The organism is bacterium (genome assembly GCA_026708055.1).
GTDB lineage: Bacteria > Actinomycetota > Acidimicrobiia > Acidimicrobiales > CATQHL01 > VXNF01.
Genome location: JAPOVS010000040.1, coordinates 1 through 21,930 on the forward strand (window position 1 = coordinate 1; position 21,930 = coordinate 21,930).

A 21,930-nucleotide genomic window follows, 5' to 3' on the forward strand; every position below is an offset into this window, starting at 1 on the left:
CCGCCGGCGCCCCAAGCCCCGACACCGACCCCACTTGCTCAGCAGTCTCCTAGCCTGCGGTCATGGTGCCTCGAAAGATCATCATCGACACCGATCCCGGCCAGGACGACGCCCTCGCGATCCTGCTGGCACTCGGATCGCCCGAACTGGAGGTCCTCGGGATCACCTGCGTGGCCGGCAACGTGCCGCTGCCGCTGACGATCCGCAACGCCCGCTTGGTCTGCGAGTTGGCCGGCCGGCGCGACATGAAGATCTTCGCGGGGTGCGAGCGCCCGATGGTGCGTGACCTGGTGACAGCCGAGGCCGTACACGGCGAGACCGGGCTCGACGGACCCGACTGGGACGAACCCACGATGCCCGTCCAGGAGGTCCACGCCGTGGACTGGCTGGTGGAGACGCTCATGGCCGCCGAGGACGGCGAGATCACGCTCTGCCCGGTCGGCCCGATCACGAACGTGGCCATGGCGATGGTGCGCGAGCCCCGCATCATCCCGAAGATCGGACAGATCGTGACGATGGGAGGCGGCTACTTCGTGGGCGGCAACACCACGCCGGCGGCCGAGTTCAACGTCTACGTGGACCCCCACGCCGCCGCCGTGATGTATCGCAGCGGCGTCCCGATCGTGACCATGCCCCTCGACGTGACCCACAAGGCGCTGATGAGCCCGGAGTGGATCGAGTCTGTGCGCACCATCGGCAACGAGGTCGGCCACAAGGCCGCCGCCATGATGTCGTTCTACGGGCGCTACGACATGAAGCGCTACGGCGAGCGGGGCGGCCCGCTGCACGACCCCGCCACGATCGCCTACCTGCTGGAGCCGGACCTCTACGGCGGCAAGGACGTGTTCGTCGAGGTCGAGACCCATTCCGAAATCACGATGGGGATGACGGTCGTGGACTACTGGCACCGCCTGGAGCGCGAGCCGAACTGCCACTGGATCAGCGAGGTGGACAGCGACGGCTTCTACGAGTTGATCCGTCGGCGGCTCATGAACCTGCCGGCGACGAGCTAGCCGGATTCGCCAGTCTGCCCGCTCGCAGCGCCACGGCTACCATCGATTCTCCACATTCAGAGCGGGGAGAGCGATGATCGTCGAGCAGCGGGACTACCACATCTACACCGGGAAGCTGAAAGAGGTCCTGCGGCTCTACGAGACCGAGGGGATCATCATCCAGAAGGAGGTCCTGGGCAACCTCATCGGCTGGTTCACGACCGAGATCGGCGCCCTCTCGTCGATCTGCGCTATGTGGGGGTACGAGAACTTCGCCGACCGGGAGCGGCGGCGGGCGGCCCTGGCCGCGGATGAGCGCTGGCAGGCCTTCCTGCCGAAGCTGCACCCGCTGGTGCACACCCAGCAGAACCGGATCCTGACCCCGACCGCCTTCTCGCCGATCCAATGAGCGCCCCGGAGGGCAGCGACATGTCCGAACTCGTGACGCCGAGCAACGAGGACTTCTCCCTCGCGGGCCAGACCGCCATCGTGACCGGCGGCGCCAAGGGCATCGGGTGCGCCATCGCCGACGGCCTCGCCCGGGCGGGGGCGAGGTTGGTGATCGCCGACCTCGCCGGGGCGCAGGAGGCCGCCACCAGGTATCCCGATGGGATCGGAGTCACGGCGGACGTGTCGGACCCCGGCGACATCGACGCCATGGTGGACACGGCCATCGAGGCCGCCGGGCGTGTCGACATCCTCGTCAACAACGCCGGCATGTTCACGAACATCCCGATGCGGGCGTTCGACGAGATCCCCGTCGAGGAGTGGCGGGCCGTGAACGAGATCAACGTCATCGGCACGTTCCTGGGCTGCCGGGCCGTGGTTCCGCACATGCGCCGCCAGGGCGGCGGGCGCATCCTGAACATCACCTCCGGGACGATCTTCCGCGGCGTGCCGCTCCTGCTCCACTACGTGGCCAGCAAGGGGGCGGTGCTGGCGCTGACGCGGGCGCTGGCCCGCGAGCTCGGCGACGACAACATTCTCGTGAACTCGGTGGCTCCCGGTTTCACGATCTCCGACGGCGTGAAGGAGAACCCCGCCGGCGTGGACTTCGAGCACGTCAGCGCCATCTCGATCGCCGCGCGGACGCTCAAGCGCGACCTGTTCCCGGAGGACCTGGTGGCCGCCGCGGTGTTCCTGTGCAGCCCCGGCGCGGCGTTCGTGACCGGCCAGACCATCGTGATCGACGGCGGCCAGTACTTCCACTAGCCGCTCCCGGACCGACCGTTGCGCGCTCGCCTCGTCCTTCAGGAGCATCCCGCGGGCGTCAGCGTCGGCCCCGGAAACCGCGTGGTGTACGACCTGACCGCGGACGGGGCGTCATTCGGGTCGGCGACCGTGGCCGGCCCGGCATTGTCGTGGGAGCTGACGGCCGGCGACCACCACGAACCGGGCGGCGTCGCCCTTCTCGCCACCGTCGATCTGGACGACTCGCAGCCGTGGGTCATGCGCTGTGACCGCGTGGACTTCCCGCCCGGTGCCGTGGCCTACCGGCACACCCACCCCGGCCCCGGCATCCGCCGGCTGCTGTTCGGCGAGTTGACCGTGACCACCGGGGGCAGCACGACCACCCACCGGGCGGGCGACCCCTGGTTCGAGAGCGGCCCCGAGCCGGTCTACGCCGAGTCGTCCGCCACCGAGGAGTCGGCCTTCGTCCGGGTGATGCTGCTGCCGGCGGAGTGGGTCGGGCGGCGCACGATCCGCTACACCGACCCTGCCGACGCCGACCGACCCGCCCGCCAGAGGGCCCGGGTGTTCCTCGAGGAGTCGCTGGCGTGAACGCGCCGGTGCGACACGGGGGACGCGTGCTGGTGGATCAGCTCCGCCGCCACGGCGTGGACACCATCTTCACCGTGCCGGGCGAGAGTTTCCTGGCCGTCCTAGATGCCCTGCATGACGAGCCGGCCATCAGCACCGTGGTGTGCCGCCACGAGTCCGGGGCCGGGATCATGGCCGAGGCGCAGGCCCGCCTGCGCGGCGAGCTGGGGGTGGCCTTCGTGACCCGCGGACCGGGGGCGACGCACGCCTCGGTGGCCGTGCACAACGCCTCCATGAGCGGCGCCGCGCTGCTGCTGTTCATCGGCCAGGTCCCAACGGCGCACCGGGGGCGCCGCGCCTTCCAGGAGGTGGACTTCGAGGCGTTCTTCGCTCCGCTGGCGAAGTGGGCGGTGGAGGTGGACCGGCCCGAACGGCTGAGCGAGATCGCCGCCGAGGCCGCCCGGGTCGCCCGTGAGGGACGACCGGGTCCGGTGGTGGTCTCGCTGCCGGAGGACGTCCTGGCCGCAGAGGTGTCGATCGCCGATGCGCCCGTCGCGCCACCGCCGCAGCGACCGTCGCCCTCGACGGACGAACTGGCCGAGTTGCAATCCTTGCTCCGGGCCTCCAGCCGGCCTCTGGTGATCGTCGGCGGCGGCATCTGGTCCGCAGCGACGGGCAGCGCCCTCACCGCCTGGGCCGAGCGCAACCATCTTCCGGTGTCCGTGACGTTCCGGCGCCAGGACTACCTTCACAACGACTCCGCGAGCTACGTGGGCTACGCCGGGGTCGGCACGTATCCGGGTCTTGCCGAACGGATCCGAGCGGCGGATCTGATCGTCGCCATCGGGACGCGCCTCGGGGACACTGCCACCCAGGGCTACACCCTGCTGGAACCACCGGTCCCCCGCCAAACGCTCGTGCACATCCACCCCGATCCGGCCGAACTCGGGAGCGTCTACGAGCCGCACCTGGCCATCTGCGCCGGCGCCCCGGAGACGGTTGCGATTCTCGAGTCGACTGCCTCGCTGGATCCGGCGCGGTGGCGGGACTGGACCGAGGGCGCCCGCGCCGACTACGAGGCGAGCCTCCGGCGCCGGCAGGCCCCGGGCGAAGTCGACTTCGGCGACGTGGTGGCCTACCTGGACCGCCGGCTGCCGCCCGAGTCGATCCTCACCAACGGTGCCGGCAACTTCTCGCTGTGGCCGCAGCGCTTCTACCGCTTCAAGCGGTACGGCACGCAGCTGGGATCCCAGAGCGGGGCGATGGGCTACGCCATCCCCGCCGCCGTGGCCGCCAAGCTGCACGCCCCCGGGGCCCCGGTGGTGGCGTTCTGCGGCGACGGCGACTTCCTCATGACCGCCCAGGAGTTGGCCACTGCCGTCCAGTACGAAGCCCCGATCATCGTCGTCGTGATCAACAACGGCATGCTCGCCACGATCCGCATGCATCAGGAGCGCACCTACCCCGACCGCCCCAGCGCCTCGGACCTCGTCAACCCCGACTTCGCCGCCTTCGCCCGGGCGTTCGGCGGCTTCGGCGCCGTCATCGAGCGCACCGAGCAGTTCCCCGACGCCTTCGAACAGGCCCTGGCGGCCGGGGTGCCGGCAGTGCTGGAGCTACGCGTCGACCCCGAGGCCATCCTCCCCGGCGCCACCCTCAGCGAGATCCGCCGAGCGGCCCAGGCCTCCTAGCGCGGCACGGGGCCTGCGACCGCCGTGGTGGCCGCGGGTACCCTCGTGGTCTCTATGGCTTCTCCCAGCCGCCGCGGCGCGCACTACGAGCGGTGGCTGACCCGATACGCACAGCGGGTCGAGCAGCCGCCGGTGCCGGCGGCGACGGCGGTGCTGCTGCGCGACTCTCCGAACGGTGTCGAGACGCTGCTGTTGCGACGGAACCCCGACGTGCCGGTGATGGGTGGTGTGTGGGTTTTCCCCGGCGGGCGGGTGGATGCGGTGGACCGTGCCGCCGCCGGAGATCCCGATGACCGCTACTCCGCAGCACGGTTCGCCGCGGTCCGGGAGGCCGAGGAGGAGGCCGGGCTGCAGGTTGATCCCGACTCGCTCGTGCGGTTCTCGCATTGGACTCCCCCTCAAGACTTCGATCACCAACTCACCACTTGGTTCTTCCTGGCGCAGGCCCCACCGGGGAACGTGAAGGTGGACGGCAGCGAGATCACCGAGTACATCTGGCTGACACCTGCCGAGGCTCACCGCCGCCACGAGGATTCCGGTGGCACGTGGTTCCTGCCGCCGACCTGGGTGACCCTCCACGACCTCCAGGAGTTCGCCACGGTCGGCGATGCACTGGCCGCGGCCGAAAGCGCCGAACCCCGGTTCTTCGAGACGCGGCGGACGGTGTCGACCGGTGGCGAGGAGGTTGCGCTCTGGGAGGGCGACGCCGGCTTCGAGGCCGCCGACCCCGACGTCCCCGGCCCCCGCCACCGTCTGCAGACCACCCCCGGGCACTCCTGGCGATTGGAACGCGGCGGAGGCGACGTCAACACCTAACATCCGAAGCCGTGAGCGCCGAGACCGTTGAGCTGGCCGGCCTGACCGCCGACGAGGTGGCGCAGCGCTTCGCCGACGGGCGCGTCAACGACGTGCCCGACGCCCCGGTGCGCACCCTCGCCGAGATCATCCGGGCGAACGTCCTTACCCCCGTCAACGCAATCCTGTTGAGCCTGCTGGTGCTGATCCTGGTGGCCGGCGCGCCCGGCGACGCCCTGTTCGTGGGCGTGGTCGTCTCCAACAGCATCATCGGCATCATCCAGGAGTTGCGGGCACGAGCCGAACTGCGGCGCCTCGCCGTGCTGTCCGAGCCGCGGGCTCGGGTGCGGCGCGACGGCGAGGTCAGCGAGATCGACGTGGGCGGCGTGGTGGCCGATGACCTGCTGGAGCTGGCCTCCGGGGATCAGGTGGTAGTGGACGGCACCGTGCTCGCCGCAGTGGGACTGGAGGTGGACGAGTCGCTCCTGACCGGCGAGTCCGACGCCATCAGCAAGGAACCCGACGATCGGGTGATGTCGGGCAGCTTCGTGGCCGCAGGCAGCGGGGTCTACCGGGCCACCGGCATCGGCGCCGCCTCCTATGCCGCCGCTCTGAGCGAGGAGGCCCGGCGCTTCAGCCTGGTGGACTCCGAGTTGCGGCGCGGCGTGAACCAGATCCTGCGGGTGCTGGTGTGGCTGATACCCCCAGCGAGCGCCCTGCTGCTGTGGCGTCTGCTGGGTGCCGAGGACCGTTGGCAGGAGGCATTGCGGGGCACTGTGGGAGCCGCCGTGGCGATGGTCCCCGACGGGCTGGTGCTGCTCACCTCGTTGGCGTTCGTCGCCGGGGTCATCGCCCTGGCCCGGCGCCGTGCGCTGGCCAAGGAACTCGCAGCGGTGGAGTTGCTGGCGCGGGTGGACACGCTCTGCCTGGACAAGACCGGAACGATCACCACCGGCGAGATCTCCTTCGAGTCTCTGGAACCGATGGGCGGCTGGGACAGGGCAGCGGCGACCGATGCCCTCGGAGCGATGGCGGCCTCCGATCCCAGCCCCAACGCAACCACCGCCGCTGTCGCCGCGGCCTGCCCACCTCCGGAGGGCTGGCACGTCGTGGCGGTGGAGCCGTTCTCCTCGGCCCGCAAATGGGCCTCCGCGGAGTTCGCCGACCGGGGACTCTTCTACTTCGGGGCGCCCGACATCCTGCTCGTGCCCGCCGACGGCGAGGCCCGCAGCCGGGTGGAGCACTGGGCCACCGCCGGCCGGCGGGTCCTGCTTCTCAGCCGGGCGGACAACGGCACCGGCGGCAACGGTCCGGCGCCGGACCGCCGCGCTGTGGCGGTCGTGGTGCTGGGTGACACGATCCGCCACGACGCGCCCGAGATCCTGGCCTACTTCCAGGACCAGGGCGTGGACCTGAAGGTCATCTCCGGCGATAACGCCGCCACCGTCTCCGCGGTCGCCCAGCGGGCCGGCGTGCCCGGCGCGGAGGCCTACGTGGACGCCCGTGAACTGCCGACCGAGGCGGCCGAGCTGGGCGCCGCCATGGAGCGCAACGCCGTCTTCGGGAGGGTCACGCCGCACCAGAAGCGCGCCATGGTCGGCGCCCTGCAGGCAGGTGGCCGGACGGTGGCGATGACCGGCGACGGCGTCAACGACGTGCTGGCGCTCAAGGACTCCGACATGGGCATCGCCATGGGATCGGGCAGCGCCGCCAGCCGCGCGGTGGCCGAGCTGGTGGTGCTGGACGACTCCTTCGCCACGCTGCCCCGGGTGGTGGACGAGGGCCGCAAGGTCATCAACAACGTGGAGCGGGTCTCCAACCTGTTCATCGCCAAGGCCGCCTACGCCCTGTTGATCACCGCCGCCATCGGGATCATGGGCGTGTCGTTCCCGTTCCTGCCCCGGCACCTCACCCTGATCGGGACGTTCAGCATCGGCGTGCCGGGCATCTTCCTGGCGCTGGCGCCCAGCACCGAGTTGGTGCAGCCCGGCTTCCTGCAGCGGGTGCTGCGCTTCTCGATACCGGCGGGGGCGGTGGCGGCGGCCTGCACGATGGTCGTCTACGAGGTCGCCCGTCGGGCATCGGAGACGACGCTGATCGAGGCGCGCACGGTCGCGACCATGACGCTGCTCGGCCTGGGCCTCGTCATCCTCGTGGTGACGAGCCGCCCGCTGCGGCCCTGGAAGATCGTCCTGGCGGGGGTGATGGCCGTGCTCTACGTGGTGGTGATGGTCTCCGGAGGGCTGCGCGACTACTTCGAGCTGGACCTGCCGCCGGCGTGGCTGTGGGGACCGGTTTGGGCGGCGATCGCCGTCGGCGGGGCCGCAATCGTGGCACTGCCGCGTTTCGTGCACGGCCCCCGCTGGTTCGGGTACCGCCGCTCGGGCAGCACCGGTCTCAGTCCCGAGCAGGTCGGCTCGGAACCAGCGGACCCGCCGGCAGCCTCGGGAACCGGCCACGACGCCTGAATCGCTGGAGGTCACCGTGCAACACCCCGTTCCCAGCGCGGTCGGCTCCGCCGGCATGGTCTGCTCCATCGACCGGCGTGCCAGCGAGGCGGGAGTCCGCATGCTCGCCGGCGGCGGCAACGCCGTCGACGCGGCGGTGGCAACGGCCGCGGTGCTGGCGGTCGTGGCGCCGAGCACCTGCGGCATGGGAGGCGACATGTTCGCCTTGGTCGGCACCGGCGACGGGGCACCGCTGTGCCTGAACGCCTCGGGCCGGGCACCGTCGGGAGCCTCGGCCGAACGGCTGCGCGCCGAGGGGCACCGGCAGATGCCCCGCCTGCGTCATCCCGCCGCGGTCACCGTTCCGGGCTGCGTGGACGGCTGGCTGGCGCTGCACGCCCGGTTCGGCGTGATGAACCTGCCCGAGGTGCTCGGTGCGGCGCACACGTGTGCGGCCGACGGGTTCGTCGCCTCGGGCGAACTGGCCGCCGCTGCGGGCGACGTGGCCGGTGCCGACGGCAACACCGATATCCCGGGTGACCTGCGAGCCGGCGACACCGTGCACAGACCGGGCTCGGCGCGGGCGCTGGAGGCCATCGCCAGCGGGGGCCGGGACGCCTTCTACGGCGGCGAATTCGGCGACGGCCTGGTGGGGATGGCCGACGGGCTGTTCAGCCCCGAGGACCTGGCCACCTCGCAGGCGGACTGGGTCGAGCCGGCCGGGGTCGAGGCCTGGGGTCACCGACTCTGGACCGTCCCGCCGAACTCGCAGGGCTACCTGATCCTCGCCGCGGCCGCCCTCGCTCAGGGGCTCGCCCTGCCCACCGATCCGGGCGACGCCGACTGGGCGCACTGGCTGATGGAGGCCGCCCGCGCCGTGGGGTCGTTCCGTCCCGCCGAGCTGTCCGACGCCGCCGCGGTGGCCGAACTGTTGGATCCGGCGCGGATCGACGGTCTGCGCCGCCGCGTCCTGGTCGGCGACACCCCGGTCACCCCGCCGGCCGCCGGCGGCGACACGACCTACCTGTGCGCGGCCGATGACCGGCTCACGGTCTCGCTCATCCAGTCCAATGCCATGGGCTTCGGGTCGCTGCTCGTGTCCGGCAGCACCGGCATCTTCCTGCACAACCGCGGACTGGGCTTCAGCCTCGACCCGGGACACCCGGCGTGCCTCGCCCCCGGCCGCCGGCCGCCGCACACGCTCAGCCCGGCGCTGGTCACCACGCTGGACGGCCGGAACCGGGCGGTGCTGGGCACCATGGGAGGCGACGCGCAGCCGCAGGTGGTGCTGCAGATGCTGGCGCGGCTATTGCACTGCGGCCAGTCGCCGGCGGAGATCCTGGGAGCCGGTCGCTGGGTGCTGCTGGGGCCCGACGCCTTCGCCACCTGGACGCCGGGGTGGTTACCGCCGGTGGCGCTGGAGCCCCACGTGCCGGCAGCCTGGGCCGGCGGCTTGGCGGGGCGGGGCCACAACGTGACCGGCCTCGACGAGAACCCGAAGCTCACCGGACACGCCCACCTCATCGAGGTGGGCGCCGACGGCACGCTGTCGGGTGCCGCCGAGCCTCGAACAGCGCTGGCCGCGGCCATCGGGGTCTGACCGGCGGGCGTGGGACTACCATGCCAGCCTGACCCTCGCCGCGGCCGCCCTCGCCGCAGCCATCGGGATCTGACCGCTGGCATGGGTCGGCGGCAATCCACCGGTTGCGGCGAGTCGTAGCATCGGCCGATGCGCCGGATCGACCCCCGGAAGGTCCCTCCCGAGCCGCTGTTCATTCTCGGCTCGACGTCGCAATTCGTCGGGCAGGCGCTGGCCGTGAACCTCTTCGACGACCTCGCCCCGGGCGGTGTGGCGCTGCTGCGCGTGTTCGGGGCGGCCCTCATGATCGTGGCGCTGCGACGCTCCTGGCGGCGCCGCTGGACGGCCGTCGAACTGCGCTGGGCCTCGGTCTTCGGCATCGTGCTGGCCGCCATGAACCTGTCGATCTACTACTCCGTGGAGTTGGTGCCCCTCGGCAACGCCGTGTCGATCGAGTTCCTCGGCCCGGTGGCCGTGGCCGCCTTCGGCACCCGGACGCCGCGCTCGGCTGCGGCGCTGGCGCTGGCGACGGCAGGGGTCGCGATCCTGGCGGGCGTCGAGACAGACGGCACGCTCCGCGGCGTGTGGTTCGCCCTGCTCGCCGGAGCGTTCTGGGCGGGCTACATCATCCTGGGCCACCGGGTTGCCCGCGGGGCGGCCTGGGTTGACGGCCTCGGCGTGGGCATGCTTGTGGGTGCCCTCGCCATCAGCCCCTTCGGGATCGCCCACGTGCCCACGGCGGTGACGCAGCCGACCCTGCTGGGCCTCGGCTTCCTTGTCGGACTGCTCTCGAACGTGGTCCCCTACGGCCTGGACCAGTGGGTGATGCGGCGCATCGACCAGCATCGCTTCGCGCTCCTGCAGGCGCTGGCTCCGGTGACCGCGGCGGTCGTGGGGTTCATCATGCTCTCCCAGGAGCCGAGCCCGCGCGAGATGATCGGCATCGGCCTGGTCATCGTCGCCATCCTGCTCAGCCGCTCCAGAGAGCGGACCGGCACGACAACCGGCTAGTACGAAGGGAACTTCATGACGACAATCACCGGCGCCGCGGTCACCGACCTGCGCTTCCCGACCAGCCGGAACCTGGACGGCTCCGACGCCATGAACCCCGACCCGGACTACTCGGCGGCCTACCTGCGCCTGGCCACGTCCGAGTCCGAGTTGGCGGGTCACGGCTTCGTGTTCACCATCGGCCGGGGCAACGACATCCAGGCTGACGCCGTCGGGGCCGTGGCTCAGCGCCTCGTGGGGCGCGACGTGGACTCGCTCACCGGGGAACCCGCCGCCGTCAACCGGGAACTCACCTGGGACAGCCAGCTGCGCTGGCTCGGACCCGACAAGGGCGTCATGCACATGGCCATCGGCGCCGTCATGACCGCGGTGTGGGACCTGCGGGCCCGCCGGGAGCGCCGGCCGCTGTGGTCCGCCCTGGCGGCGCTGGAGCCGGCCGAGATCGTCGATCTCGTGGACTGGACCTACATCGCAGACTTCCTGGACCCGGGCCGGGCACGGGAGATCCTGGAGGAGCGCCGGCCCCTGCGGGACGCCCGGATCGCCGAGTTGCGGCGGGACGGCCTGGCCGCCTACACCACCAGCCCCGGCTGGCTGGGCTACAACGACGAGAAGCTGGTGCGGCTGTGCCACGAGGCGGTGGCGGACGGGTTCACGACCATCAAGCTGAAGGTCGGCGCCGACACCGGCGACGACCGGCGGCGCCTGGGGCTGGCCCGCCAGGCGGTGGGGCCCGACGTGGCCATTGCCGTCGATGCCAACCAGCACTGGAGCGTGCCGGAGGCCATCGCCGCCATCGGTGAGTTGCGTGACTTCGACCTGCGGTGGGTGGAGGAGCCCACGCATCCCGACGACGTCGTGGGCCACGCCACCATCGCCAGGGCCGTCCACCCGGTGCCGATCGCCACCGGCGAGATGCTGGCCAGCCCCACCCTCGCCAAGCAGTTGATCCAACTGGGCGGTGTACAGATCCTGCAGATCGACGCCACCCGCATGGGCGGACCGCACGACCTGCTGGCCGCCATCCTCATGGCCGCAGGAGCCGGGGTGGAACTGATCCCCCACGCCGGCGGTGTGGGCCTCTGCGAGGCGGTCCAGCACTACGCATTCTTCAACGCCGTCTGCGTGGCCGCCGACACCCGCAGTCTCTCCCTGGAGTACGTGGACCACCTGCACGAGCACCTGACCGACCCCGTCGAGGTCAGCGATGGCCGCTACCGCCTGCCCAGCCGCCCCGGCGCCAGCACAGAGTTCCACCCCGGCATCGGAGACACGTTCGGCTACCCAACCGGCACCGAGTGGTCGGGCTGATCCAACAGTCACGGATCACGGGGGCCGCACGAGAATCGACGCGCGGAAGCCCGGCCAGTACCCGCCGAGGGACGCGTGGCGGCAGGCCTGTCACACCCCACATCTAGGCTCCCCCGCAGGAGGTGCCAATGGAAATCGCACTCATCGTCGTCGCACTCGTAGCGCTGGTCGCCGTGATTGCGCTGTTCCGCGCCATCCGCCAGCGCGACGAAGCCGCCCGCGTGCGGGACGAAGCCAGCCGGGAGCTCAGCGCCGTCAAGGCGGCCGACCAAGCCCGGATGGAACAAATCGAAAGAGCTCGCCAGAGTCTCGACACCCACTTCAAGGGAATGGCCGCCGAGGTGCTCAGCGCCAACAGCGAGGCCTTTCTGAAGCAGGCGAAGGAGCAGTTCGCCAGCCAATCCAAACTGAGCGAATCCGACCTCGAGAAGCGCCAGCAGGCCATCGACGCGCTGGTCAAGCCCGTCCGGGAGAATCTGGAGAAGTTCGAGCGGCGGGTCAACGAGATCGAGGAGAAGCGGCAGGGGGCCTACGAGGGGCTCAAGACCGAGGTCGGCCTGCTGCGGGACGTCACCGGGAATCTCGGTGAAGCGCTCCGATCCTCACAGATGCGTGGCCACTGGGGGGAACAGCAACTGCGCAACGTCCTGGAGTTGTCCGGCATGAGCGAGCGCATTGATTTCTTCGAGCAACTCACGGTCGGCAGCGGTGACAGCACGGGTCGGCCCGATGCGGTCGTCCGCGTCCCCGGCGGCGCCCAGGTTGTCATCGACGCGAAGACCCCTCTGGACTCGTATCTGGAAGCCCACAACACCAGCGACGACGAGCAGCGACAGCAGGAACTGCTGCAGTCACACGCCAGCTCGCTCATGGGCCACGCCCGCACGCTTGGTAGGCGGGACTACGACGCCGCGATCTCCGGTTCCCCTGACTTCGTGGTCATGTTCGTACCCGCGGACCCGATCCTCGACTCGGCGATGGACGTCAAGCCCACCCTCTGGCAGGAAGCCTGGGACAAGCACCAGGTACTCATCGCCACCCCCGGCCTGCTGCTGGCGTTCCTGAAGACAGTGGCGCTGGCCTGGAAGGAGCAGTCCCTGCAGGAGAACGCCAGGCAGATCACCGATGCAAGCAAGGAACTGTACGACCGCCTGCGCATCTGCCTCGACCACGTCGCCAAGATGGGTCGCGGCTTGGAGCAGGCGGTGAATTCCTACAACGCTGGCATCGGCTCCCTCGAAAGCCGCGTCCTGCCCCAGGCGCGTCGCCTGGAGGAGTTGGACGCCGCGACCGCCAAGAAGATCGCTGCGCCGTCCCCTGTCGAGGGTGTCGCTCGGCAACTGTCAGCCCCCGAACTCGCCGAGGCATCCGAAGTCGGTCCAGCTCCGCCCAACTCCTGAGGGTTCTCCACCCGGTAAGCGGAGAGACACCCGCACGGCCACGTTCGAACGCGCCCCGTGGGGCGCACAGGCCCCGGGACTGCGATCCGCAACCCGAAACGTCGGCGCATGACATAGCCGAGAATCACGCGGCGCGCAGAGGCCGCGGGGCAGCGATCCGCAACCGATCCGGGGCGTACTCCCGATGAGGCCCTTGCGGCTGGGTCACCCGCCGCCGACGTTGTGGCCGGTCAAGCCCGCGTCTTACAGGCCACTGGGTAGCCGGAGACTCCGTGGGCGGAGAGCAAAGGGACGGCCATGCCAGTGTGACATTGGTCACATATGACTGCGGCTCGGATTAGGCGCTTCGACCAGAACAGGCACAGCTCGCTGAACTGGGGTTTCGATTACTCCGCTGGCCGGGACTCTGGTCTGGCTCCCCTCCACTTCGTCCGATATTCACACTAGTATTGTTATTCAGTCTTACACAGACTATATTATAGGAAGAAGCAATCAGGACGGTCCGGCGGTGCCGGGCCGGGAAGCTGCCACGAGGGGGTGATGGACAGATGAGCAACGATCCGCTGCGCAGCGAGCAAGCCGACTCCACGTCGGCGCACACCGATCGGATCGCCGAGTGGGCTGCCCTCGGTGAGTGGTTGGCGTCGCCTCCGCCGCTGCTGCACAAGGTCGACCTGGAGGTGTTGCAGGAGCGGTTGGGGTTCATGAGCCGGGCGCGGTCGTTTCTGGCCGCGGCGGAAGCTGACGTCATCGCGGAAATCTCCCGACGGGAGGGCGACGCGGCCGCCGAGGAGACGCTGCGGTGCACCCAGAAGCGTTCCCGGGCCGGCGCCCGCAAGGCCGTGAAGACTGCGGCGCAACTTGAGTGGGCGCCGCGGGTGGCCGGCAAGCTCGCCGACGGCGCTATCACCCCCGAAGCCGCCGGTCTGATCCTGGATGCGGCCGGTGAGACGCCGGTGGATCACGGTGTGTTGTTGGAGGCCGCCGAAGAGGAGCCCGATGACCTGTTCCGCCGCACTCTCAAGGAGCACGTCAACGAGCGCACCAACCAAGAGGAACTCGAGGATCGGCGTGCCCGTCAGCGGCGCCGGCGCCGCGCCACCATCAGCGAGGAGGCCGACGGCATGTTCCACCTCTTCGCCCAGTTCGATCCGCTCACCGGCAACCGGGTCCGCAACGCCCTGCTGGCCAAGACCGACGAACTGTTCCGCAACGAGGATCCCATGAACCGCGCCACCACACCCCAGCGCTTCGCCGACGCCCTCACAGAACTCGTCTGCAACAGCACCAGCGACGGCGCGCCGGCCGGGGTGGAGTTGCTCGTCCTGGCCGACTACGACCAGGTGCGCGACGAGATCATCAACGCCCGCTTGGCCGACGAGACCCGCCTCACCGAAGCCGAGACTCTCGCTCTGGCGTGTGACGCCAAGATCCTGCCGGGCATCTTCAACAGACACACCGGCGACGCGATGCTGAGCCGCTCCCGGCGCAAGGTTCCCCCCTGGCTGCGCAAGCAACTCATCGCCCGCGACCGCGGCTGCATCGGCTGCGGCGCCCACCACAAGATCTGCCAGGTCCACCACATCCGCCACTGGAAGCACGGCGGCGAGACCACCCTGGAGAACACCTGCCTGGTGTGTTGGCGCTGCCACCACGTCCGCATCCACCAAAACGGCGAAGAAGTCATCCGCCACCCGGGAGGCAAACTCACCATCGCACCCCCTGGTGCCGGCAAACCCACGCGTCCCCCGCCAGGCGAGCGCCACCGACCCCACCCCCGACCAACGACCGACCATGCCAGACCCGACGCCCAATCTGGACGGTCGCGCGACCCATGCCACCAACCTCCCCTACCGACCCCCGCCCCCCGCCGATGCTGAGAACCGATCCCGACCGACCCCGACACACGAGCACGGCGGTGCCGGGTGTCAGGCAGCCAGCACAGGCAGCCATTGCAAGGCCGGCGGAACAACAGTTGACGGGGAGAACAAGACGGCGGGCCGTTCAGTCCCCTGCGGCAGGACTGAGCAAGCGGTAGCCCTCGTGGGCGTCGAGGCCGCCGAAGGGCAGCACGTGCAGCGCCGGCGTGGTGACACCGCTGGCCACGTAGCCGGCGATGCGGTCGCGGCACTCGGCAGGGGTCCCGTTGATGAGGATGTCGTCCACCAGCTCCTCGGGGATCTGCTTCAGGGCACCCGCCCGGTCCCCGCTGTCCCAACACTCCCAGAACGGCGTCAGCATCGCCTCCCGCCCCAGCCACACATGGAACGCCCGGTACACGGCCACCGAGACATAGCCAGCCAACATTCGCTTCGCCGCGGGCATCACGGCGGCGCGGTCGGGGTTCGGGCAGACGAACAGGCGGGCCACGATTTCCGCATCGGGCGCGATCTCACGCACGATTCCGGCCACCCGCACCGTGTCGGTCGCCGAGAGCCAGTTGATGATGGCGCCGTCGGCCTCGCGCGCCGCCAGGCGGAGCATCTGCGGGCGCAGGGCGGCCAGCAGCAGCGGAACCGGCGGATCGGGCGGTTCACCCACGGTGAGGCGGAAGCCCGTCACCTCGAAGGTGTCGTAGCCAGCGGTGACCTTCTCCCCCGCCAGTGCAGCTCGCAGGAAACGCAGCGTGTCCCGCGCCCGGCGGTACGGCTCGCGGAACGGGACGCCGTTCCAGCGCTCCACGATGACATCCGACGAGGTCCCGATGCCGAGCGCGAACCGGCCGGGGGCGGCCTGGGCCAGCGCCGCAGCCGACTGCGCCAGCGTCGCCGGGCCCCGCGTGTAGATGGGGACGATGGCCGTGCCGAGGCGGACATCGGGCTCCCAGGCCGCCGCCAGTGCCAGCGGGGTGAACCCGTCGACACCCGACGACTCGGCCGACCACAGGTCGGTGTAACCCCACGACACCAGCTCGCCGATGCGCTCACGCTGGGTGCCCAGTGGACCGCCCAGCGGCACCGAGACCCCCAGGGGAGTTCTTGCTGCGGCCTGTGAGGTCACCGGCCGCCTACAGCCACCTGAAGACCAGGCCGTCGCGGCGCTGGGCCCACTCCTCGGCGGTCATGGCGAACCGTTCGTGGTCCTCCCAGCAGCCGTCGATCTCCAGGAAGCGCAGCGCCACACCCTCCGAGCGCAAAGCCAGCTTCTCCACCACCCGCCGGCTGCGCTGGTTGCGAGGCACGATCGCGATCTCCACGCGGTGCATGTCGAGCTCCTCGAAAGCGAACCGCAGCCCGGCCGCCACCGCCTCGGGGATGTAGCCGTTTCCGGCGTGGCGCTGATCGATCCAGTAGCCGATGTTGCAGGACTGGAACGGACCCCGGGTCACGCCGGTGACGTTCATCTCCCCCACCAACGTCCCGTCCACGAACACGCCGAACCCGTAGGCGGTGCCGAGGTGGCGCTCCCGGTCGCGGGCACCGCAGCGTGCCGAGAAAGCGGACCTGCTCACGTCGGGGTCGGGCGCCCCGTGGGGCTTGGCCGGCTCCCACTGGGTCAGCCAGGCACCGTTGTGGCGCCGCACCTCACGCCACTGCGCGAAATCGCCCGGTGCCAGGGGACGGAGACGGACCCGGCGCCCGGGCAGTACCGGAGATGATTCGGTCGAAGCGAGAGCCCTGCGCATTCGTTCGGGGACCCTAGCCAGCATCATCGTCCTCCCGCTGCCGAGGTCCCCCAGGAGGACCGCTCCTGACCGTCGGCCAGCAGGCTGCTGACCAGCCCGTCCAGCAGGTCGGTCTCGGAGACCAGGCAGCTGTCGAAGCCGAAGAAGCGCATGATCTTCACGAGCACGCACATGCCGGCGACGATCACATCGGCCCGATCGGCGTGCAGCCCCGGGTTGGAGATCCGCTGGGCACGATCCTCGGTCGCCAATGTCCGGAACACGTCCTCGGCAGCGGCACGGGTCAACTCGAAGTGGTGGATCCTGTCCGGGTCGTAGGGCTCAAGACCCAACTCGACGGCCGCGGCGCTCGTCACCGTGCCGGCCACGCCGATGAAGCAGGCCGTGCGGCGCGCCTCGGGGATGGCGATCAGCACGTCCTCGAGATGGGCCTCGACCACCGACAGGCAGGCGTGCAACTCCTCGGGCCGGGGCGGGTCGTGGTGGATGAACTGCTCGGTGAGGCGCACGCAACCCACGTCCGCCGAGAGCACCCCCTCGCAGCGTTCGGATCCGAAGGCGAACTCGGTGGACCCGCCACCGATGTCGGCGACGAGGAAGGGGCCGCGAGCGGGATCCAATCCGGCGGTGGCACCGTCGAACCCCAGACGGCCCTCGGTGTCGCCGTCCAGCAGTTCGGGGCGGATACCCAAGGTGGCGGTGGCGGCGGCGAAGAACTCCTCGGCGTTGCGGGCGTCGCGGGCCGCGGACGTGGCAGTGGCGCGCACTGCTTCGACGCCCAGTGCGTCCATGATCCCGCGGTAGTCCTCGAGCACGGTGATCGTGCGGCCGATCGCTTCGCCGGCCAGGCGGCCCGAGGCGTCGACGCCCTGGCCGAGACAGGTGACGATGGAGTGCCGCTCGAGAGTTTCGACGCCGCCTCGGCTGACGAGCAGGCGCGTCGAGTTCGTCCCGCAGTCGACGGCCGCCACGACGCGGTCGCTGCGGGCGGCGTGCCCGTTCACGAGCCCGGCTGCGTGGTGTGGGTTGCGCCGCCTGCATCGTGGCCGCGAGCACCGGACGCCGGCGCGGCCGTCGCCGCGACTGCCGCCGCGCCGGCGGCGAGTTCGTCGGCCACCCAGGCGCCGACCGGGTCGGCACCGCCGGCGAGATGCCAGGCGTAGTGAGCGTGCAGGCACTTGACGCCTCGCCGGGTGCCCCCCACGCCGCCGGTGGGACGGGGGCCGGTGTGGCCCGCGGGCAGGGCGGCGTCCCGCTCGGCCGCGTAGCCGGCATGGGCCGCCTCCAGCGCGGAGGCGTCGACCGCGGCCTCGGCCTGGCGCACCCCGCCCCGGGACTCCAGCCGGCTCACCGCGAGGCAGTCGGCGGCCGACACCAGCCAGTAGCGTGTCGGCATCGGCGTCCCGTCGGCCAGGAGCGGATCGTTGCGGATCACCCGCGGGCTGCCGTCCGGATTGCGCACCCACACCCGGAATCCCCCCTGCGGCTGGCGCCCGAGCAGCTCGGCAACCTCCGCCCAGTCCCGCAGCGAGACGCCGTCGCCGCCAGCGGCCCACGGCTCGGCGCCCAACTCGGGACCGCCGCGCCCGGTGTCGTCCGCGCGGGCGCCGCGATCGGCGCCGGCCAGGGCCGCCTCGGGCTCGGTCAGGCCGGCAGCGTCCGCCCAGGCCCGGAACGACGTTCCCCGGATGCCGCCAGGCGCCGTCACGCCTCCCCCGAACCTCGCTGCGACCCGGCCGGCCGGGAGTCGTGCCCTGGAGGGATCGGCGAGACCAGAGGTCCTACGCGGCGCTGCGGCGCCCGGAGAGCGGCTTCAGGACGAAATCCACAAGCCTCTTGAGGAGGAGTCCGAGAGCGAGCACCGGAGCGATGATCGGCGAGAGGATGCGGAGCCTCTTCGGCACGGCCTGCAGCAGATCCACGGCCTCGGGCTCGGCCGCCGCCTCGCCCGCGTCCGCTGCGCTGCCGCCGGACTCCTCCCCCGCATCGGCACCGGACTCCTCGCCCGCATCGGCCTCAGCGGATTCGCTCAGCATCTCCTCGAGGTTGTCCACGAACTGCCCCATCAGCTTGGCGCTCACGTCACCGAGCACGCCCCGTCCGAACTGTGCCACCTTGCCGCTGATCTTGAGATCGGTGGTGACCTCCACCTTGGTGCTGGCATCCGAGGCGGCCTCCATCAGGGCGGTGATGTCGGCGGCGGCGTTTCCCGCGCCGCGGGTATCGCGGCCCTCGGCGCGGATCACGATCCGCAGGTCGTCCCTGTTCATCTCGACCATGGTGGCCTTGCCGCGGTACTCCGCCGATATGGGGCCCACCTTCACCTTGACCGCGCCGCGGAACTCGTCCCCCTCAACCTCGTCGAGCCGGGCTCCGGGCAGGCAGGGAGCGATCAATTCGGGATTTGTGAGGACCTCCCAGGCCCGATCCACGCCGACACTCACCTCGAAGTCGCTCTTCAGTTCCATCGGTCAAGCCTCCTTGACGTCTTGCCGCGTCCGCCTCGAATCGTCGGCGGCTCAAGGGCGATCCCTGTAACCGCCCGAGTCGTCGCGCAACGTTACCGCCGTTGTCTGTCCGGCACAGCGGCCGACCGGAATCCGGAGACAGCCGGCGATCGCGCCGCGATGTGCGCGGCGCCGGCGGTTAGCCTCGCGCTGGACGGCCCCTCACCTCGGGCGATGGCGGAGGAGGTGATCGGCGATGGCTCGACGCGACCTCGCACATCCGGCGAACGAGAGCAGTCCCTGGTTCGTGGACACACGCTGCATCCGCTGCGACGCCGCCCGTCATTGGGCGCCCGGTCTGATCGAGGCGGACGAGAAGGGTCTGTCCTTCGTGGCGCGCCAGCCGGAGAATCCCACCGAGGAGGCCCAACTCTGGCGCGCGGCCGCGGCCTGCCCGACGCAATCGATCGGCACCACCGAGGCGCGCCGCCCGCCGCAGCCGGCGTTCCCGTCCGAACTCACGCCCGGCGTCCACGCGCTGGGCCACAACGCCCGCTCGTCGTTCGGGGCGCACTCCTACCTCGCGGTCCGACCCGACGGGAACCTGATGATCGACTCGCCGCGGTTCACTCGGCAGTTGGCGGAGCGGATCGACGATCTCGGTGGCCTGCGCCACGTGCTGCTGACCCACCGCGACGACGTCGCCGACGCCGACCGCTGGGCCGACCGGTTCGGGGCCGACGTCTGGATCCACGAGGCCGACGCCGACGCGGCTCCGTACGCCACGGTCATCCTCGGCGACGAACCCGCGACGATCTCACCCGGAGTCGCAGCCGTCCACGCGCCGGGCCACACGGCGGGACACGTCGTGTTCCACGTCGCCCGCAGGTTGCTGTTCACCGGCGACACGCTGCACTGGAACCACCGGCGCGGGGAGCTCGACGTGTTCCCCAGCGTGACCTTCCACTCCTGGGACGCCCTGGCGGAGACGATGGACCGCCTCGCCGGACTGCGGGTGGAATGGATCCTCCCCGGCCACGGCAAGTGGCACAACGTCGGAGCGGACGCCTGGAGGGGCCAGATGGCCCACCTCGGCCCGGCCATGCGTGCAATCGGCCAAGAGGCCTGGGCACAGCGGCCGGACAGCGCCTACGACTGGTACTGAACCGCCGGTTCGCGGAGGACGCGAGCCTGCAATCCGCTCGCTCCGGATTGACTCCGACGTGTCACACCGCTCCCGTAAGGTGGCCGACGTGGAGGGAGTGCAAGTCGTAGCCAATCCGGGAATCATCGATCTGTCGGGAGAGCGCAGTTGGGTGCTGCACGCCGACAACGCTGACGTCCTCCCGCGGCTCCCCGGCGGCGCGTTCCGGCTGATCTACATCGACCCCCCGTTCAACAGCGGCAAGGTGCAGCGGCGCCAAGAGCTGTCGACTGTCCGCTCAGACGACGGAGATCGGGTGGGCTTCGGCGGCAGGCGGTACCGAACCGTCTCGCGCGGCGCCACGTCCTACGCCGACGTCTTCGACGACTATCTGGAGTTCATCGATCCTCGGCTCGAGCACGCCCGTCGTCTGCTCGCCGACGACGGCACCCTCTACTTCCACATCGACCAACGGGAGTCCCACTACTGCAAGGTGCTGCTGGATCAGATCTTCGGCCGGGACTGCTTCATCAACGAGATCATCTGGGCCTACGACTACGGCGGCCGCTCACGCCGCCGCTGGCCGGCAAAACACGACACCATCCTCGTCTACGCCAAGGACGCCGACCGCTACTTCTTCGACCAGGACGCCATCGAGAGGATCCCGTACATGGCACCGGGACTCGTATCGAAGGAGAAAGCGGCGCGAGGCAAACTCCCCACCGACGTGTGGTGGCACACCATCGTGCCCACCAACGGCAAGGAGAAAACTGGCTACGCCACCCAGAAACCCGAGGGCATCCTGCGCCGGATCCTGAGCGCATCGTCGCAGGAGGGGGACTGGGTCTTGGACTTCTTCGCCGGCTCGGGAACGGCTGGCGCGGTGGCCCGGCAGATGAACCGCCGATGCGTGCTGATCGACAACAACGAGGAGGCCATCGCGGTCATGGCCCGCCGCCTCGGTACGGACGGCGTCGGCTATCTCGACGAGGCGCTACAGCCTGTCGATCCTCTCGTCATCGAACAATCGGAATCGGATCGACTCGGACTATTCGGATAACCGACCCGTACGCGCGGATCCGAGACTCCGAGGTACGCGAACTGGCCGCTTATTCCCGACTCAACAGAACCTACGCTGGGTTGCGGATGCTGCTAATCGTCGCTAATCGTCGTTGATGATGGTGCCGGTGGCGGTGGCTTGGGCGATGGTGGCGCCGACGGGGTTGGAGAGGACCAGTTGGAGGGTCTCGTCGGGTTCGCGGTTGCGGTCTGCTCTCGGTACGACGTCGATGCTGCGTCGGGTTGTGCCGGCTCGGAAGGTCAGCCGCCCACGCGCCGCGGGATAGTCGAGGTACTCGTAGGCGGTGCCTTCTCGAGTCCGGTAATCGACTGTCACCGTCCCGGTGGACGGTTCGCTCAGGACCACCACGAAGGTTATGGCGCCGGTGTCCTCGTGGGCGTCGGCGTACCGGTCGTCGATGGTGATGGCGGGCAGGTCCGGCGGCGGAGGAAGCCGCGGCGGGGGCGGAGGCGGCGGATCGTCGTCGTCGGAGACCGCGACAGTGGCCGCGCCGCGGGACGACGACACGGTGTAGCCCTGTCCGGCGTTGAGGGTGACGGTGACCGAGCCGTGGGCCTCGTCGATGCCGTCGCCAGCGGTGGCGACGGTGTAGGTCTTGGTGCCGCTGGTGGGGACCGTGACGGTCTTGGTGCCCGTGGCGGCGCCG

At 70.4% G+C, this 21,930-nt stretch carries 20 protein-coding genes; 14 read left to right on the plus strand and 6 right to left on the minus strand.

What is annotated here, in order from left to right; genetic code table 11:
* Positions 1–62 precede the first annotated feature (62 nt).
* The 12 genes from OXG55_08025 to OXG55_08080 all read left to right on the plus strand — a co-directional run bounded on the left by OXG55_08025 (position 63) and on the right by OXG55_08080 (position 14,867).
* Entirely contained in the window at positions 63–1,013 is a 951-nt protein-coding gene (locus OXG55_08025; protein MCY4103189.1) for a nucleoside hydrolase, read from the plus strand.
* A gap of 73 nt (positions 1,014–1,086) precedes the next feature.
* A complete protein-coding gene (locus tag OXG55_08030; GenBank protein MCY4103190.1) occupies positions 1,087–1,401 on the plus strand; it encodes an NIPSNAP family protein in 315 nt (104 codons plus the stop codon).
* Between the two features lie 20 nt (positions 1,402–1,421).
* Positions 1,422–2,204: an SDR family NAD(P)-dependent oxidoreductase gene (locus tag OXG55_08035; protein ID MCY4103191.1), complete on the plus strand. Its 783-nt coding sequence runs from the start codon at positions 1,422–1,424 to the stop codon at positions 2,202–2,204.
* Positions 2,205–2,222: 18 nt separating this feature from the next.
* Entirely contained in the window at positions 2,223–2,774 is a 552-nt protein-coding gene (locus OXG55_08040) for a hypothetical protein (GenBank protein ID MCY4103192.1), read from the plus strand.
* A complete protein-coding gene (locus OXG55_08045; GenBank protein MCY4103193.1) occupies positions 2,771–4,444 on the plus strand; it encodes a thiamine pyrophosphate-binding protein in 1,674 nt (557 codons plus the stop codon). The genes OXG55_08040 and OXG55_08045 overlap by 4 nt, the downstream gene beginning before the upstream one ends.
* A gap of 54 nt (positions 4,445–4,498) precedes the next feature.
* Positions 4,499–5,260 (plus strand): NUDIX domain-containing protein, encoded by a 762-nt coding sequence (locus OXG55_08050; GenBank protein ID MCY4103194.1) that lies wholly within the window; start codon positions 4,499–4,501, stop codon positions 5,258–5,260.
* Between the two features lie 11 nt (positions 5,261–5,271).
* Positions 5,272–7,707, plus strand: coding sequence for an HAD-IC family P-type ATPase (locus OXG55_08055; protein MCY4103195.1), 2,436 nt, complete (start codon positions 5,272–5,274; stop codon positions 7,705–7,707).
* A gap of 16 nt (positions 7,708–7,723) precedes the next feature.
* Positions 7,724–9,286 carry a gamma-glutamyltransferase gene (locus tag OXG55_08060; GenBank protein MCY4103196.1) on the plus strand — a complete coding sequence of 521 codons (1,563 nt, stop codon included), beginning with the start codon at positions 7,724–7,726 and terminating at the stop codon, positions 9,284–9,286.
* Between the two features lie 129 nt (positions 9,287–9,415).
* Positions 9,416–10,276: an EamA family transporter gene (locus OXG55_08065; GenBank protein MCY4103197.1), complete on the plus strand. Its 861-nt coding sequence runs from the start codon at positions 9,416–9,418 to the stop codon at positions 10,274–10,276.
* A 15-nt stretch (positions 10,277–10,291) separates the two neighbouring features.
* Complete coding sequence (locus OXG55_08070) at positions 10,292–11,587, plus strand: fuconate dehydratase (protein ID MCY4103198.1); 1,296 nt, start codon at positions 10,292–10,294, stop codon at positions 11,585–11,587.
* A 128-nt stretch (positions 11,588–11,715) separates the two neighbouring features.
* Complete coding sequence (gene rmuC / locus OXG55_08075) at positions 11,716–12,987, plus strand: DNA recombination protein RmuC (GenBank protein MCY4103199.1); 1,272 nt, start codon at positions 11,716–11,718, stop codon at positions 12,985–12,987.
* A gap of 548 nt (positions 12,988–13,535) precedes the next feature.
* Positions 13,536–14,867: a DUF222 domain-containing protein gene (locus OXG55_08080; GenBank protein ID MCY4103200.1), complete on the plus strand. Its 1,332-nt coding sequence runs from the start codon at positions 13,536–13,538 to the stop codon at positions 14,865–14,867.
* A 124-nt stretch (positions 14,868–14,991) separates the two neighbouring features.
* Here the strand turns inward: OXG55_08080 and OXG55_08085 are convergent, their stop codons facing one another.
* The 5 genes from OXG55_08085 to OXG55_08105 form a co-directional block, all read right to left on the minus strand.
* Entirely contained in the window at positions 14,992–15,987 is a 996-nt protein-coding gene (locus OXG55_08085; protein ID MCY4103201.1) for an LLM class F420-dependent oxidoreductase, read from the minus strand.
* A gap of 7 nt (positions 15,988–15,994) precedes the next feature.
* Positions 15,995–16,636, minus strand: coding sequence for a GNAT family protein (locus tag OXG55_08090; protein ID MCY4103202.1), 642 nt, complete (start codon positions 16,634–16,636; stop codon positions 15,995–15,997).
* Positions 16,636–17,616: a Ppx/GppA phosphatase family protein gene (locus tag OXG55_08095; GenBank protein MCY4103203.1), complete on the minus strand. Its 981-nt coding sequence runs from the start codon at positions 17,614–17,616 to the stop codon at positions 16,636–16,638. The genes OXG55_08090 and OXG55_08095 overlap by 1 nt, the downstream gene beginning before the upstream one ends.
* Positions 17,613–18,320, minus strand: a complete 708-nt coding sequence (locus tag OXG55_08100; GenBank protein ID MCY4103204.1) for a DUF501 domain-containing protein — start codon at positions 18,318–18,320, stop codon at positions 17,613–17,615. Before OXG55_08100 ends, OXG55_08095 begins: the two co-directional genes overlap by 4 nt.
* A gap of 73 nt (positions 18,321–18,393) precedes the next feature.
* Positions 18,394–19,080 (minus strand): SRPBCC family protein, encoded by a 687-nt coding sequence (locus OXG55_08105; GenBank protein ID MCY4103205.1) that lies wholly within the window; start codon positions 19,078–19,080, stop codon positions 18,394–18,396.
* Positions 19,081–19,315: 235 nt separating this feature from the next.
* Here OXG55_08105 and OXG55_08110 point away from each other — a divergent pair, with 235 nt between their 5' ends.
* Entirely contained in the window at positions 19,316–20,224 is a 909-nt protein-coding gene (locus OXG55_08110) for an MBL fold metallo-hydrolase (GenBank protein MCY4103206.1), read from the plus strand.
* A 97-nt stretch (positions 20,225–20,321) separates the two neighbouring features.
* On the plus strand, positions 20,322–21,263 hold the full coding sequence (locus OXG55_08115) for a site-specific DNA-methyltransferase (protein MCY4103207.1): 942 nt from the start codon (positions 20,322–20,324) through the stop codon (positions 21,261–21,263).
* A gap of 102 nt (positions 21,264–21,365) precedes the next feature.
* Here the strand turns inward: OXG55_08115 and OXG55_08120 are convergent.
* Positions 21,366–21,930: hypothetical protein (locus OXG55_08120; GenBank protein ID MCY4103208.1), on the minus strand; the 565-nt coding region annotated here is incomplete at its 5' end.